General features: G+C 67.9%; 15 protein-coding genes. 5 read left to right on the top strand and 10 right to left on the bottom strand.

Annotation, left to right across the window (positions count from 1 at the left end):
- Position 1: 1 nt before the first annotated feature.
- Genes hisH through hisD form a run of 4 tightly spaced genes read right to left on the bottom strand, consistent with a single transcriptional unit; the run spans position 2 to position 3,688 of the window.
- On the bottom strand, positions 2-622 hold the full coding sequence (hisH, locus tag AC5Y47_RS11900; RefSeq protein WP_499944186.1) for an imidazole glycerol phosphate synthase subunit HisH: 621 nt from the start codon (positions 620-622) through the stop codon (positions 2-4).
- Positions 619-1,245 carry an imidazoleglycerol-phosphate dehydratase HisB gene (gene hisB / locus AC5Y47_RS11895; protein WP_499944185.1) on the bottom strand — a complete coding sequence of 209 codons (627 nt, stop codon included), beginning with the start codon at positions 1,243-1,245 and terminating at the stop codon, positions 619-621. Before hisB ends, hisH begins: the two co-directional genes overlap by 4 nt.
- On the bottom strand, positions 1,242-2,375 hold the full coding sequence (locus AC5Y47_RS11890) for a histidinol-phosphate transaminase (protein WP_499944184.1): 1,134 nt from the start codon (positions 2,373-2,375) through the stop codon (positions 1,242-1,244). The genes hisB and AC5Y47_RS11890 overlap by 4 nt, the downstream gene beginning before the upstream one ends.
- Positions 2,372-3,688 carry a histidinol dehydrogenase gene (gene hisD / locus AC5Y47_RS11885; RefSeq protein ID WP_499944250.1) on the bottom strand — a complete coding sequence of 439 codons (1,317 nt, stop codon included), beginning with the start codon at positions 3,686-3,688 and terminating at the stop codon, positions 2,372-2,374. The genes AC5Y47_RS11890 and hisD overlap by 4 nt, the downstream gene beginning before the upstream one ends.
- 118 nt (positions 3,689-3,806) lie before the next feature.
- On the opposite strand from hisD, the gene AC5Y47_RS11880 reads away from it, so the two are divergent.
- Positions 3,807-4,223 (top strand): nitroreductase family deazaflavin-dependent oxidoreductase, encoded by a 417-nt coding sequence (locus AC5Y47_RS11880; RefSeq protein ID WP_499944183.1) that lies wholly within the window; start codon positions 3,807-3,809, stop codon positions 4,221-4,223.
- A gap of 73 nt (positions 4,224-4,296) precedes the next feature.
- On the opposite strand, the gene nadC is transcribed toward AC5Y47_RS11880, so the two are convergent.
- The 3 genes from nadC to nadA are packed head-to-tail and all read right to left on the bottom strand — an operon-like array spanning position 4,297 to position 7,780.
- Positions 4,297-5,154, bottom strand: coding sequence for a carboxylating nicotinate-nucleotide diphosphorylase (gene nadC, locus AC5Y47_RS11875; RefSeq protein ID WP_499944182.1), 858 nt, complete (start codon positions 5,152-5,154; stop codon positions 4,297-4,299).
- Positions 5,154-6,734 carry an L-aspartate oxidase gene (locus AC5Y47_RS11870; RefSeq protein ID WP_499944181.1) on the bottom strand — a complete coding sequence of 527 codons (1,581 nt, stop codon included), beginning with the start codon at positions 6,732-6,734 and terminating at the stop codon, positions 5,154-5,156. The genes nadC and AC5Y47_RS11870 overlap by 1 nt, the downstream gene beginning before the upstream one ends.
- Positions 6,731-7,780 (bottom strand): quinolinate synthase NadA, encoded by a 1,050-nt coding sequence (nadA, locus tag AC5Y47_RS11865; protein WP_499944180.1) that lies wholly within the window; start codon positions 7,778-7,780, stop codon positions 6,731-6,733. Before nadA ends, AC5Y47_RS11870 begins: the two co-directional genes overlap by 4 nt.
- Positions 7,781-7,826: 46 nt before the next feature.
- Here nadA and AC5Y47_RS11860 point away from each other — a divergent pair, with 46 nt between their 5' ends.
- Both AC5Y47_RS11860 and AC5Y47_RS11855 read left to right on the top strand, forming a co-directional pair.
- On the top strand, positions 7,827-8,531 hold the full coding sequence (locus tag AC5Y47_RS11860; protein WP_499944179.1) for an NUDIX hydrolase: 705 nt from the start codon (positions 7,827-7,829) through the stop codon (positions 8,529-8,531).
- A gap of 203 nt (positions 8,532-8,734) precedes the next feature.
- On the top strand, positions 8,735-10,084 hold the full coding sequence (locus tag AC5Y47_RS11855; RefSeq protein ID WP_499944178.1) for a lipase family protein: 1,350 nt from the start codon (positions 8,735-8,737) through the stop codon (positions 10,082-10,084).
- A gap of 75 nt (positions 10,085-10,159) precedes the next feature.
- On the opposite strand, the gene AC5Y47_RS11850 is transcribed toward AC5Y47_RS11855, so the two are convergent.
- From AC5Y47_RS11850 to bioB, 3 genes are all read right to left on the bottom strand, one after another.
- Positions 10,160-10,834 (bottom strand): DUF2567 domain-containing protein, encoded by a 675-nt coding sequence (locus tag AC5Y47_RS11850; RefSeq protein WP_499944249.1) that lies wholly within the window; start codon positions 10,832-10,834, stop codon positions 10,160-10,162.
- A gap of 84 nt (positions 10,835-10,918) precedes the next feature.
- Positions 10,919-11,146, bottom strand: a complete 228-nt coding sequence (gene bsaP / locus AC5Y47_RS11845; protein ID WP_499944177.1) for a biotin synthase auxiliary protein BsaP — start codon at positions 11,144-11,146, stop codon at positions 10,919-10,921.
- Positions 11,146-12,204: a biotin synthase BioB gene (bioB, locus tag AC5Y47_RS11840; protein WP_499944176.1), complete on the bottom strand. Its 1,059-nt coding sequence runs from the start codon at positions 12,202-12,204 to the stop codon at positions 11,146-11,148. Before bioB ends, bsaP begins: the two co-directional genes overlap by 1 nt.
- A gap of 196 nt (positions 12,205-12,400) precedes the next feature.
- On the opposite strand from bioB, the gene AC5Y47_RS11835 reads away from it, so the two are divergent.
- Positions 12,401-12,544, top strand: a complete 144-nt coding sequence (locus tag AC5Y47_RS11835; protein WP_499944175.1) for a hypothetical protein — start codon at positions 12,401-12,403, stop codon at positions 12,542-12,544.
- A 66-nt stretch (positions 12,545-12,610) separates the two neighbouring features.
- Positions 12,611-14,440, top strand: coding sequence for a hypothetical protein (locus tag AC5Y47_RS11830; RefSeq protein ID WP_499944174.1), 1,830 nt, complete (start codon positions 12,611-12,613; stop codon positions 14,438-14,440).

Below are 14,440 nucleotides of genomic sequence, written 5' to 3'. Positions count from 1 at the left end.
GTCACAGGCCCTCGACCCAGTTGTGCAGCACGGCCGCGCCGGCGTCCCCGCTCTTCTCCGGGTGGAACTGGGTCGCCGACAGCGGCCCGTCCTCGACCGCGGCCAGAAACGGCACCTGGTGTGTCGCCCACGTCAACATCGCTTCGGCTGAACCTTCCCACCGCTGCGCGGCGTAGGAGTGTACGAAATAGAACCGGGTGTCCGCGCTCAACCCGTCGAACAGGGTGCTGCCGCGCGCGGAATCGACGACATTCCAACCCATGTGCGGGATCACCGGCGCGTCCAGCCGGGTCACCGCGCCGGGCCACTGTCCGCAACCCGTTGTCTCCACGCCGAATTCGACGCCGCGGGAGAAGAGGATCTGCATGCCCACGCAGACGCCCAGCACCGGATGCGCGGCCGCAACCCGCTCGGCGATGACCCGTTCGCCCCCGATCTTGCGCAGACCCGTCATGCACGCCTCGAACGCGCCGACTCCGGGCACCATCAGCCCGTCGGCCGCCAGCGCCCGGGCGGCGTCGGAGGTGACCTCGACGTCCGCGCCCACCCGTTCCAGCGCACGCTGCGCCGACCGGAGATTACCCGAGCCGTAGTCCAGAATTACGACCGATTTTGCTGTCACAGAACGCCTTTGGTGGACGGCACTCCCGAGACCCGGGGATCGGGCTCGACAGCCTGTCGCAGCGCGCGGGCGACGGCTTTGTACTGCGCCTCGGTGATGTGGTGCGGGTCGCGGCCGTAGAGCACCCGCACGTGCAGCGCGATGCGGGCGTTCATCGCCAGTGACTCGAATACGTGCCGGTTGATGACGGTGTGGTAGGGCACCGAGCTCCCGGCAATCGTGGTGTGCTGCAGGTGATCCGGCTCGCCGGAGTGCACACAGTACGGCCGGCCCGACACGTCGACGGCGGCGTGCGCCAACGTCTCGTCCATCGGGATGAACGCGTCGCCGAACCGGCGGATGCCCTTTTTGTCGCCCAGCGCTTGTGCGAGAGCCTGACCCAATGCGATCGCGGTGTCCTCGACGGTGTGGTGCGCTTCGATTTCGACGTCGCCCTTGGTGCGCACCATCAGATCGAAGCTGGCGTGGCTGCCCAGCGCGGTCAGCATGTGGTCGTAGAACGGGACGCCGGTGTCAATATCGACCTGGCCGGTGCCGTCGAGGTCGAGTTCGATCACGATGTCGGATTCGCGGGTGCGGCGCTCGATGCGTGCGCGGCGAGGTTTGATTTCAGTGGCTGTCACGGTGTTCCTATGGTGCTCGGGCTGCTGCTGAGTTCGGTTGCTGCGATCCGGGCGCTCGCTTCCAGGAAGGCGTCGTTCTCCCCGGCCAATCCGGTGGTGGCGCGCAGGTAGCCGGGGATCCCGACGTCGCGGATCAGCACGCCGGCATCCAGGTAATGTTGCCAGGCGGCAGCCGCGTCCGCGAATTCACCGAACAGCACAAAGTTCGCATCGCTCGGGATGACCCGAAAACCCATGTCCGTCAACGCCGTCGACACCCGTTCGCGCTCGGCGATCAAAGTGGCGACACTGCCCAGGGTGTCGTCGGCGTGGCGCAGCGCGGCACGCGCGGCGGCCTGGGTGACCGAGGACAGGTGATACGGCAGGCGCACCAACAGCATCGCCTCGACCAATGCGGGCGTGGCGATCAGGTAGCCCAGCCGACCGCCGGCGAAGGCGAATGCCTTGCTCATGGTGCGGGTGACGACCAGCTTGCTCGGATACTCCTCGATCAGGCCCACCGCGCTGGGCTGCGACGAGAACTCACCGTAGGCTTCGTCGACGATCAGGATGCCCGGCACCACGTCGAGCAGCTTGCGCAGATCCGGCAGCGTAATGCTCTGTCCCGACGGATTGTTCGGGCTCGCGACGAACACCACGTCGGGTCGGCGGTCGGTGATCGCGGCGACGGCGGCGGCGACGTCGAGGCTGAAGTCGTCCGCGCGGACGGTCTCCAGCCATTCGGTGCGCGTGCCGTCGGAGATGATCGGGTGCATCGAATAGGACGGCACGAAACCGATCGCGCTGCGTCCCGGGCCGCCGAACGCCTGCAGCAACTGTTGCAGAATCTCGTTGGAACCGTTTGCCGCCCAGACGCTTTCGACCCCGACCGGAATTCCGGTCTGGGCGGTCAGGTAGGCGGCCAGGTCGGTGCGCAGCGCCACGGCGTCACGGTCCGGGTAGCGGTGCAGATCGGCGGCCGTGTCTTGAACCGACCGGACCAGGTCCTCGACCAGCGCCGGGGTGGGCGGATGCGGGTTCTCGTTGGTGTTGAGCCGCACCGGCACCGCCAACTGAGGTGCGCCGTAAGGCGATTTGCCGCGCAGATCCTCCCGCAGCGGCAAGTCGTCGAGGGTCGGCCGTGAGCTCATCGCTCGAACCTCCGCCGTACCGCCTCCCCGTGCGCGGGCAGGTCTTCGGCCTTCGCCAGCGCTACCACGTGCCCGGAGACGTCCTTGAGGGCGGATTCGGTGTAGTCGACGACGTGGATGCCCCGCAGGAAGGTCTGCACCGAAAGCCCGCTGGAGTGACGGGCGGAGCCGGCGGTGGGCAGCACGTGGTTGGAGCCCGCGCAGTAGTCGCCGAGGCTGACCGGTGCGTACGGTCCGACGAAAATAGCTCCCGCAGAACGGATCCGGGCGGCGACACCGGACGCGTCGGCGGTCTGGATCTCCAGATGCTCGGCGGCGTAGGCATTCACGACCCGGACCGCCGCATCGAGGTCGTCGGTCAGGATGGTCTTGGACTGCGGCCCGGACAATGCGGCGGTGACCCGTTCGCGGTGCGCGGTCGTAGCCAACTGACTGGCCAGTTCGGCGTCGGTGGCATCGGCCAGCTCGAGGCTGGGCGTGACCAGCACGCTGGCAGCCATCTCGTCATGCTCGGCCTGGCTGATCAGATCGGCGGCCACGTGGACCGGGTCAGCCGTCTCGTCGGCCAGAATGGCGATCTCGGTGGGTCCGGCTTCGGCGTCGATCCCGACCAGGGAACGGCACAGCCTCTTGGCGGCGGTGACGTAGATGTTGCCGGGGCCGGTGATCATGTCGACGGGCACCAGCTCCGGTCCGCCGGTGTCCAGTCCGCCGTAGGCCAGCAGCGCCACGGCCTGTGCCCCGCCGACCGCCCAGATCTCCTCGACCCCGAGCAGGTGGGCCGCCGCCAGGATGGTCGGATGCGGAAGGCCCCCGAACTCGGCCTGCGGCGGGCTCGCGATCACCAGCGAGTCGACCCCGGCCGCCTGCGCCGGCACCACGTTCATCACCACGCTGGACGGGTACACGGCGTTGCCGCCCGGCACATACAGGCCCACGCGTTCGACCGGTACCCAGCGTTCGGTGACCGTCGCCCCGGGACCCAGCGTGGTTGTGGTGTCGCTGCGGCGCTGATCGGCGTGCACCGCGCGGGTCCGCTCGATCATCACCTGCAGCGCGTCGCGCACGTCGCCGTCGAGCCCGACGACCGCGGCCTCCAGCGCACTTTCCGGCACCCGCACGGCCGCCGGCCGCACCCCGTCGAACTTCTCCCCGTAATCCAGGGCGGCGTGAGCGCCACGCTCGGCCACGGCTTCGACGATCGGCCGGACCGTGGCCAGCACGGACTCCACATCGACACCGCCGCGCGGCAACTCGGCACGCAGTCGCGCCGCCGTCAGCTCCGCGCCGCGCAGATCGATGCGGGACAGCAGCCTAGGCTCGCCGGTCAGGGATGTGGTCACATCGATCATTGTCCCAGAGCAGCTCAAGTCGATATCCGACCGGTAGTGTGCCCGGTAGCCGCCAGGCCCGATATCAGAGGAGCCCGCCGTGTCCGCTCGGGATCAACACCCCAACAACGCCCCCGGTGTGCCGATGGTCTACCCGGTGTGGTTCGAGAACATCCAGGTCAAGTACCTGAACCCGGCGCTCAAGCCGATCGCCCGCTATTTGCCGGGTACCGCCACCATCGAGCACCGCGGCCGCAAGTCCGGAAAGCCGTACCGGACCCTCGTCACCACCTACCGCAAAGGCAATGTGCTGGCCATCGCCCTGGGCCACGGCAAGACCGACTGGGTGAAGAACGTGCTGGCCGCCGGTGAGGCCGACGTGCACTACACGCGGCGTTCGGTGCACATCGTCCACCCCCGGATCCTGCCGGCCGGATCTTCCGAGACGGACGGATTGCCGTGGTTGGCCCGGGTACAGCTGCGCCGGATGGGGATCTTCGTCGGCGACATCGCCTGAGCGTTCGCCGAACGTGTAGTGGTTGCGAAATCAAGGCCGATTTTTCGCAGCAGGTACACGCTCGGCGAGCGTCTTACATGTCCAGGCCGATGTCGAGCACCCGTACCGAGTGCGTCAACGCCCCGACGGCCAGGTAGTCGACCCCGGTCCCGGCGTAGGTCGCCGCGCTCTCCAGGCTGAGCCCGCCGGAGGATTCCAACAGCACCGACGGCGCGCGGGCATCGCGGCGCTGCACCGCGGTCTGCGTCTGCCACACCGGGAAGTTGTCCAGCAAGATCAGCTCGGGCTTTTCCGGCAGCACGGCATCGAGCTGCTCCAACGAATCCACCTCGACCTCACAACACAGATCGGGCGCGGCGGCGCGCACCGCCCGCAGCGCCTCCACCACCGATCCGGCCGCCGCGACGTGGTTGTCCTTGATCAGCGCCGCATCACCCAGGCCCAGCCGATGATTGACCCCGCCACCGACCCGCACCGCGTACTTCTGCAGCGCGCGCAAGCCGGGCAGCGTCTTGCGGGTATCGCGGATCTTGGCCTTGCTGCCCTGCACCGCGTCCACCCAGGCCGCCGTCACCGACGCGATCCCGGACAAATGGCAGACCAGGTTGAGCATGGTCCGTTCGGCGGTCAGCAGTCCCCGGGTTTCGGCCTGCACGGTCAGCAACGGCTCACCCGCTTTGACCCGGGTCCCGTCCTGCACCCGGTGCAGTACCTGGTAACCACGGCTCCCGATGACCTCGTCGAGCACCAGCAACGCCACGTCCACCCCGGCGACCACGCCCTCCTCCCGGGGGACCATCGACGCGGTAGCCACCGCACCGGCCGGCACGGTCGCCAGCGTGGTGGCGTCAGGTCCGTAGCACAGATCCTCGTTCAGGCCGCGGCGGATGGTGTCGCGCGCGGCCTCCCGCTCGGCGTCGCCCAGGATCATCAGCCCACCGCCGCCAATGCCTCCACCTGAACCGCATCGTCGTTGCCGGCCAGCCGGATCAGGATGCTGCGCCCGGGATCGGTGACGGCCGACGGGTGTTCGGCGCGGTGGTGGCAACCGCGACTTTCGTTGCGGGCCAACGCGGCCGCGGTCACCGTGCGCGCCGCCAGCGCCAGTGCGACATCCTCGGCGCCGCGGCGGTCCGACACATCGCGGATGGGTGCGGCGCTGAGCTTTTCGGCCAGTGCCCGCAGTCCGACGGCACTGCGCACCACCGACGCGTCCCGGCTCATCGCGCGTTGCAGATCACCGCGCTCGGGTGCGGTATGGATGATCGGCTCGGGCATCGCTGCTTGCGGATGCCCCATCGCGGCCGCGTGCTCGGCGGCCTGCTGTCCGGCTCGGCCGCCGACCACCAGACCTTCCAACAGACTGTTGGAGGCCAGCCGGTTGGCGCCGTGCATACCCGTGCGCGCCACCTCTCCGGCGGCGAACAATCCGGGCAGCTCGGTGCGGCCGGACACATCGGTGACCACGCCGCCGCAGCTGTAGTGGGCACCCGGAATGATCGGAATCGGTTGCCGCACTGGGTCGATCCCGGCTGCCAGGCATGCGGCGGTGACAGTCGGGAACCGCGCCGCGAAACCCGCGATGCCCCGCGCGTCGAGGTAGGCGCACGGCTCCCCGGTCGCTTTGAGCCGCGCGTCGATGGCGGCCGCGACCACGTCCCGGGGCGCCAGGTCGCCCATCGGATGGACCCCGGCCGTGATCGAATTGCCCTGCCTGTCGATGAGTATCGCGCCCTCACCGCGGATGGCCTCGGTGATCAACGGACGTCGGCCGCCGCCGTGCCCCCGGGAATAGAGCATTGTCGGGTGAAACTGGATGAACTCGAGGTCGGCGATGGCCAGGCCGGCCCACAACGCCAACGCGATTCCGTCTCCGGTGGACCCGTCGGGGTTGGTGGTGGCGCTGTAGAGATGCCCGAGGCCTCCGGTGGCCAGGATCACCGACGGGGCGTCGATGATGCCGCAGCCGTCGGGCCGGGTGACCAGCACCCCGTTGACCGCGTCCCCGTCGTGCAGCACGCGCAGTGCCACGTGGCTGCTGCGGATGTCCAACGACCGGGCGGCAAGGTCCAGGGTGCGTTGCACCTCGGCGCCGGTCGCGTCGCCGCCGGCGTGCACGACGCGGCGACGGGAGTGCCCGCCCTCCCGTGTCACGTCCCAGCCACCGGACGGCGATTCGTCGAATCGCGCTCCGGCACCGACCAATTCGGTCACCGCGCGGTAGCCGTCGGCGACGATCGAATACACGGCTTCGGTGTCACACAGGCCCGCACCGGCGGTCAGGGTGTCGGCGACATGGGCCTCGATCGAGTCGTCGTTGTCGGGGAGCACGACGGCGATCCCGCCCTGGGCGTAGTGGGTGGCGGTCACGCCGCGCAGTTGGGCAGCCTTGTTCAGCACCACGACGCGGCTCCCGGCGCGGTGAGCGGCCAGCGCCGCGGCCAACCCCGCGACGCCCATGCCGATAACCACGACGTCGGCGGAATCCCGCCAAACCGGATCGGTCGTCATTCACCACCCCCGGGCTGACCGATTTCGATCATCCGTTGCACGCTGCGGCGCCCCGCGGCCGCGGTGGCCGGGTCGACGTGGACCTCGTCGGCCCCGTCCAGCAGGCATCGCAACAGCGCCGCCGGGGTGATCATCTTCATGAATTTGCACGACGCGCGGTCGTTGACCGCCTGGAAATCGACTTCCGGTGCCGCCCTGCGCAATTGATGCAGCATGCCGACCTCGGTGGCGACCAGGACCTTGCGGGCACGTGTTTCGTGCGCGGCGTCGAGCATGCCGCCGGTGGACAGGATCTTGACCCGTTCCGCGGGGAACGCGCCTTCACCGGCGAGGTACAAAGCCGAAGTGGCGCAACCACATTCGGGGTGCACGAACAATTCGGCGTCGGGGTTGGCCCGGGCCTGCTCGGTCAGCTCGTCACCGTTGATCCCGGCGTGCACGTGGCATTCGCCGGCCCACACGTGCAGGTTCTCCCGACCGGTGACCCGGCGCACATGGGCGCCCAGGAACTGGTCCGGGCAGAACAGCACCTCGCGGTCGGGATCGATGGAGGCGACCACATCGACCGCATTGGACGACGTGCAGCAGATGTCGGTGAGCGCCTTGACTTCCGCGGTCGTGTTGACGTAGGAGACGACGACGGCGCCGGGATGTTCGGCCTTCCAGGCGCGCAGTTCCTCGGCAGTGATCGAGTCGGCCAGCGAACATCCCGCCCGCTGGTCGGGAATCAGCACCGTCTTGTCCGGGCTCAGGATTTTCGCGGTCTCGGCCATGAAGTGCACCCCGCAGAACACGATGGTGTCCTCGGGCGCCTCGGCTGCGATACGCGACAGCGCCAGCGAGTCCCCCACGTGGTCGGCCACGTCCTGAATCGCCGGCAACTGGTAGTTGTGGGCCAGCACGGTGGCTCCGCGCAGCCGCGCCAGGCGGCGGATCTCGGCCGCCCACTGGGCGTCGCCTTCGATCCCGGTGTATCCGGTGGGCGTGCTGATGACGCGAGCCGCCAGCTCGTCGCAGATGGTGTCCATCCGATTCAGGACCGTCATCGGGGCTCCTTTCGAACCCGGAGGTTTTCGACTTATAATCGAAAACATGCCTTATGGTAGCACCGCCCACGAAGTGCTTGCCGTCGTGTTCCAGGTTTCGACTGTTGCCAAAGGGAGTTCTGCCAAAAAACCGCAGCTGAACGTTCTGTTATGGCAGCGCGCCAAGGAGCCGCAGAAAGGCACCTGGTCGCTTCCGGGCGGCCGGCTGCGCAGCGACGAAGACCTGACCACTTCGGTGCGTCGCCAGCTGGCCGAAAAGGTCGATCTGCGCGAGATCTCCCACCTGGAGCAGCTCGCGGTGTTCTCCGACCCACACCGGGTGCCCGACACCCGGATGATCGCCTCCACCTTCCTGGGGCTGGTGCCCTCCCCCGCCACCCCCGAGCTGCCGTCGGACACCTGCTGGCATCCAGTGAATGCGTTGCCCCCGATGGCGTTCGACCACGGGCCCATGGTGACCCACGCGCACGCCCGGCTGGTCGCCAAGATGTCTTACACCAACATCGGGTTCGCTTTGGCACCAAGGGAATTCGCGTTGTCGACACTGCGCGACATCTACGGTGCCGCGCTGGGATATCAGGTCGACGCGACCAACCTGCAGCGCGTGCTGGCCCGTCGCAAAGTCATCACCCAGACCGGCACCATCGCGCAGTCCGGCCGAAGCGGCGGGCGCCCGGCGGCGCTGTACCGGTTCACCGACTCCCAACTTCGGGTGACCGACGAGTTCGCCGCCCTGCGCCCGCCCGGCTGAGCATCGCTGTGATCGGCGCCACGGCGCGCTGGCTTCGGTTCGGGGTACACGGCCTGTACATTGTCTAAGAGTTGTTTAAGAAGCTACTGCGCGTGAGAAGCGCTGGCGCTGAGCTTTGATTGGCTGACGGCACCGCCGCCCATTGATCCGGGACCGATTGGCACGAGTACGCCGAAGCCCAGTAGGCCTCGAAGGGAGCCTTGATGGTGGAGCTGGCCAACGTGGCAGGCGCGACGGTCCAGGACGGTTTGCGATGGATCGGCGCGGCGCCGCACGAGGAGCTGCAGCGCAAGGTACGCCCGCTGCTGCCGGCAGACGACCCGTTCTACCAGCCACCGGCCGGCTTCCAGCACGCCGAACCCGGCACGGTGCTGCGTTCGCGCGACGTCGAGTTGGCGTTCATGGGCCTGATCCCGCAGTCGATGAAGGCCATCCAGCTGCTGTTCCGGACCACCGACTTGAACGGCAACGCCGAGGCCACCGTGACGACGGTGCTCGTTCCCGCGGAGGTGGCGCCCGGCAAGACCATTCCGCTGCTGTCCTACCAGTGCGCGATCGACGCGATGTCGTCGCGCTGCTTTCCCTCTTATGCGATGCGGCGCCGGGCCAAGGCGATCGGATCGCTGGCTCAGCTCGAGCTGTTGCTGGTCACCGCCGCGGTGGCCGAGGGGTGGGCGGTCTCGGTACCAGACCATGAGGGTTTGCACGGGCTGTGGGGTGCGCCGTTCGAACCCGGCTACCGGATCCTGGACGGGGTACGGGCCGCATTGAGTTATGAGCGGCTCGGTTTGTCGCCGTCGGCGCCGGTCGGGCTGTGGGGGTACTCCGGTGGAGGGTTGGCCAGCGCCTGGGCCGCCGAGATGTGCGGACAATACGCCCCCGAACTGAACATCGTCGGCGCGGTCCTGGGCTCGCCGGTCGGCGACCTCGGCCATACGTTCCGCAGGCTCAATGGCGGATTGTTCTCCGGGCTGCCGGCGTTGGTGGTCGCCGCTCTCACACATACCTACCCGGGTCTGGATGAGGTGATCAAGGAGCACAGCAGCGAAGAGGGTCGCGCGCTGCTGGAGAGCCTGGAGAAGATGACGACCGCCGAGGCCGTCATCAAGATGGCCCACACGAATCTGGCCGACTTCCTCGACGAACCCCTGGAGCAGACGCTGTCCCGGCCGGCGGTCATGCACGTCTTCGACAGCATCAAACTGGGTGCCGCGATACCGACACCGCCGGTGCTCATCATTCAGGCCGTCCACGATTACCTCATCGACGTCGACGACATCGACGAACTCGCCGAGACCTACATCGCCGGCGGCGCCAGGGTCACCTACCACCGCGACGCGTTCAACGAGCACATGATCCTGCATCCGTTGTCGGCGCCGATGGCGCTGCGCTGGCTGATCGACCGGTTCGCCGACCGTCCGCTGACCGACCATCTGGTCCGGACCACCTGGCCCACCGCGTTCAACCCGATGACCTACGCCGGCATGGCCCGATTGGGTCTGATCGCGGCCAAGGTCATCACCGGCCGCAAGATCCGCCGCCGTCCACTTTAACTCAGTTCGGCAGGCCGCGAGCGTGCACACAGGTACGCCGGCACGCCCCCGGCATTCTGTGCACGTTCGCGAAGTTCAGGCGATTGGCCCGGCGACGGGCGCCGGCGGCGGCGCCTGAGGCAGCGTGCGCACCCGGTTCTCCGGCGGGTAAGCGCCCAGGTCGTCGCGCACCGTCCCGGTGGCCATCACCGCATAGATCAAGGCAGCGGTCGCTGCCGGAGACAACAAGGTGAGCGCGATCTGCAGCGGCCCACGCCCGAAGAACACCGGCGGCGCCTGGGTCACGTAGGTCAGCGAGTGATCAGCCTTCGACAGCGAGACGGTATCGAAATCCAGCGCGCCATAACGCCACAGCACCAGCAGCGCCCCAACCCCGACCGCGACCGCGGTCGCGCCGATCAACCCGGCGCACAGGGCGACGACCATCTGCGGACCCCGATGGTCGCGCCACTGCCAGGCCGCGACCGCGCCGACCACCGCCACGACGCCCACCAGACTGACCAGCAGCATCGGAGCGACGAAGAAGTTGCGCGGCTCGCCGTCGAGGCCGCCCAGGTATTCGTGCACCCGCTCACCCTTGCGGGTGACGGCCACCACGGCGTGGATGGCCGGGGCGATCCAGGCCCACAGCGCCCCGATCGGCAATCCGGAAGCCGTCAGCGCGACAGCCACGACGAGGCATGCCCGGTTCCGCGGCGACAGCCGCTGCAGGCGCCCGACCTCTGCGCCAGAAGGCTGCTCGGATACCACCGCCGCACCGTCAACCAACCCGACTCACCTCCATTACCCGTGCCTCGCGAAGCATATCCTCGCGGGACCGGCGCGCCTGAACCGTCAGCGTCGCCCGTCCAACTCGGTCGAATCCACCAACCCGTGCCGGGAACACTTCGCCCACCAGCCGTCGGGCCGGACCTGCACGATCATCCGGCGGCCACAGGCGGCGCAGAAGCGGGGTGGCTCCAACCCCAACTGGGCCGCGGTGGGCACCGAGGTCCCGGATTGCTCGCCGGTATAGACGTTGTAGACGCCGCCCCCGACCGGGTCCGGCAGCGCGGTGGCCATCACAAACTGGCGTTCAGCGCCTTGATCGGCATTTGCAGATCGTCGAGCAGTTCGAGGTCAGCCTCCGCGGGCCGGCCCAGCGTGGTCAGGTAATTGCCGACGATGACGGCGTTGATGCCACCGAGGATGCCTTGCTTGGCGCCGAGGTCGCCGAGGGTGATCTCACGGCCGCCGGCGAACCGCAGCATGGTCCGCGGCAACGCCAGCCGGAACGCGCCGACAGCCTTGAGCGCTTCGCTGGCCGGCAGCACCTCCAGGTCACCGAACGGGGTGCCCGGTCGGGGGTTGAGGAAGTTCAGCGGCACCTCGTCGGGACCCAACTCTGCGAGGTCGGCGGCGAATTCGGCGCGCTGCTCCAGCGTCTCGCCCATGCCCAGGATCCCCCCGCAGCACACCTCCATACCGGCGTCGCGCACCATCGACAAGGTCTCCCAGCGCTCCTCCCAGCTGTGCGTGGTGACCACGTTGGTGAAGAAGGAGCGCGCGGTCTCCAGGTTGTGGTTGTAGCGGTGCACTCCCATCTCCGCCAGGCGCTGCACCTGCTCGGCGGTCAGCATGCCGAGTGAGCAGGCGATCTGGATGTCGACCTCGTTGCGGATGGCCTCGATACCGGCCGCGACCTGAGCGAGCAACCGCTCGTCGGGTCCGCGCACCGCGGCAACGATGCAGAACTCGGTGGCGCCGGACTTCGCGGTCTGCTTGGCCGCCTCGACCAGGCTTGGGATATCCAGCCAGGCGCTGCGCACCGGCGACTTGAACAGGCCCGACTGGGAGCAGAAATGGCAGTCCTCCGGGCACCCGCCGGTCTTGAGGCTGATGATGCCTTCTACCTCGACCTCCGGTCCGCACCAGCGCATCCGCACCTCGTGGGCCAGGGCCAGCAGTTCCTCGAGGCGCTCATCGGGCAGCTGCAGCACCCGCAGCACCTGGTCCTTGCTGAGGCCTTCGCCGGCCTCGAGCACCTGACGGCGGGCGACGGCAAGGATGTCCGAGTTGTCCTCCCCTTCCAGGCCATCCTGGCCGGCATCGCTGGTCGGTCGAATCGGCGCTTGGGTCACCGGGTACTCCCCTGCTTCTTGATCGCGTCCCTATATATCGGCCGCGATCGCCTCGGGGCCGCCGTCGGACAGGCGGCCTGAATCGAAAAGTGCTCAGGTTAGGGTAACGGTCCCCGGTCAACCGAGGCCGCGCGGTCATGTTGACGCCGGTCACTATTGCCGGAGTAAAGAACATCCGGCAGGGTAGAGAATCAGCATGAGCGAACAGCACGTCGTATACCTGGCCGACCACGGCATCTGGCTGGCAATACCGGCGTTCCTGCCTGCCGTGATCGTCGCCGGCGTGGTGTCATATGTCGCCATGCGAAATAGAGGAAGCTCGCGGGAAAAGCAGGATTGACCAGTGCTGCATTTGGGCATCCTCGGATCTGTCTAAATCGGCGGACGCAAACGGGAGGCGATCGCGATGGAAATGGCAGTTGTTGCAGAGGCGCCCGCGGCGCGCGGAGCGGAACTGAGTCAAGTCATCGGACTCTCGGTGGCGGCGCTGATCATCACCCTGGTCATGCTGGCCGTCGGCTGGGCCCACCGCACCCGGCGCATCTTGTGGCTGGAGAAGTTCGCCGACTGGTTGGGCGTCAAATTCAAGCGCCCGTCCTGGGTGGCGCTACCCGTGCTGGTGTACACCACGTCGATCATCTGCGCGCTGTTCGGATTCATCTGGGACGTCAGCTGGCATATCGGCGAAGGCCGTGATCCCGGACCGCTGGCCAACCCCGCCCACTACTTCATCATCATCGGCCTGTTCGGCATCTTCCTGGCCGGCATGATCGCGATCGTCCTGCCGTTCGACGAGCCGGGCCCCGCGCCGGTGCGCATCACCGACAACTGGCATGCCCCCGTCGGCGGCGTGCTGATGGCCGGTTGCGGCATGTACGCGTTGTTCGGATTCCCGCTCGACGACATCTGGCACCGCATCTTCGGCCAGGACGTCACCTTGTGGGGTCCGACCCACCTGATGATGATCGGCGGCGCGGGCCTGTCGCTGTTCTCGGTGCTGATGCTGGAGTACGAAGGCGGCCGCGCGCTGCCGGACGCACCTCCCGAGAAGCCGTTCGTCAAATTCTTGCGCTACCTGTCCTGCGGTGGGTTGTTGATCGGCCTGTCCGTCTATCAGATCGAGTACGACTTCGGCGTCCAGCAATTCCGCCTGGCGTTCCACCCGATGATGATCGCCGGAGTGGCGGCGCTGGCTCTGATCGTGGCGCGGATGACGCTCGGAAAGGGCGCGGCGATCATCGCGGCACTGTTCGCGATCGCCCTGCGTGGTGCCGTCGCGTTCACCGTCGGTCCGATCCTCGGCGCGCCGATCAACTGGTTCCCGCTTTACCTCGGACCGGCGCTGGTGGTCGAGATCCTGGCGTTGACGCCGCTGTTCAAGCGGCCCATCCTCTTCGGTGCCGTCACCGGCCTGGTTGTGGGCACCGTCGGCCTGTGGCTGAGTTCGCTCTGGGTCGGCGCCGTCTACCACTACCCATGGCCGACCAGCATGTGGGGCGAAGCCCTGGCCATGTCGGTGCCCGTCGCCGTCATGATGGGCCTGTGCGGTGCCCTGACCGGGATGGTGCTGACCGGGCAACGGCTACCGCGACGCGCGATCGGAATCTCGATCGTGGCCGCGACGGTCGTGGTGATCGGCGGTGCGGTGGCCAACGGGTTGCACATCGTCATCCCGAGCAAGAACACCGCGACCATCAAGCTGACCGAGCTGCCCAGCGAACCCGGCAAACGCATGGTGTCCGCCGACATCCAGATCAATCCGCCCGACCTGATCAAGGACGATCCCGACTGGGTGTCGGTCACCTCGTGGCAGGGGAAGATGGTCAACGACCGCGGCCTGCTGATCGACCGGCTCGAGCGGGTCGGAGACGGGCACTACCGCACCACCAAACCCATCCCGGTGTGGGGATCCTGGAAGACCTTGCTGCGGGTGCAGGACGGTTACACCATGACGGCCGTGCCGATCTACGAGCCGGCCGACGAGGCGATCCCGGCTCCCGAGGTGCCGGCCGATCCCGTCATCACCCGGCCGTTCGTCCTGGAAAACACCATCCTGCAGCGGGAACGCGACCCCAACGCCCCGGAGTGGCTGTTCACCGTCGGCTCCATCCTGGTGCTGATCTTCACCCTGATGGTGATCAGCGCTTTGACCTGGGGAGCCGGACGGATCAACCGCGAGATGACGTTGCCCAGGAAACCGGAGGAAGAGAAGCACCCTCTTCCAGAAGCGGCGTAG

The organism is Mycobacterium sp. NGS22, assembly GCF_059813095.1.
The sequence above is the reverse complement of the archived record's forward strand: the minus strand, read 5'-3'. Positions and strand labels throughout refer to the sequence as shown.

Excerpts from the sequence above, each read along its gene's own strand:
- AC5Y47_RS11860 (WP_499944179.1), top strand. The coding sequence starts at position 7,827 with ATGCCTTATGGTAGCACCGCCCACGAAGTGCTTGCCGTCGTGTTCCAG.
- bsaP (WP_499944177.1), bottom strand. The coding sequence starts at position 11,146 with ATGGCCACCGCGCTGCCGGACCCGGTCGGGGGCGGCGTCTACAACGTC.
- nadC (WP_499944182.1), bottom strand. The coding sequence starts at position 5,154 with ATGATCCTGGGCGACGCCGAGCGGGAGGCCGCGCGCGACACCATCCGC.
- AC5Y47_RS11890 (WP_499944184.1), bottom strand. The coding sequence starts at position 2,375 with ATGAGCTCACGGCCGACCCTCGACGACTTGCCGCTGCGGGAGGATCTG.
- AC5Y47_RS11835 (WP_499944175.1), top strand. The coding sequence starts at position 12,401 with ATGAGCGAACAGCACGTCGTATACCTGGCCGACCACGGCATCTGGCTG.
- nadA (WP_499944180.1), bottom strand. The coding sequence starts at position 7,780 with ATGACGGTCCTGAATCGGATGGACACCATCTGCGACGAGCTGGCGGCT.
- AC5Y47_RS11830 (WP_499944174.1), top strand. The coding sequence starts at position 12,611 with ATGGAAATGGCAGTTGTTGCAGAGGCGCCCGCGGCGCGCGGAGCGGAA.
- AC5Y47_RS11855 (WP_499944178.1), top strand. The coding sequence starts at position 8,735 with ATGGTGGAGCTGGCCAACGTGGCAGGCGCGACGGTCCAGGACGGTTTG.
- AC5Y47_RS11870 (WP_499944181.1), bottom strand. The coding sequence starts at position 6,734 with ATGACGACCGATCCGGTTTGGCGGGATTCCGCCGACGTCGTGGTTATC.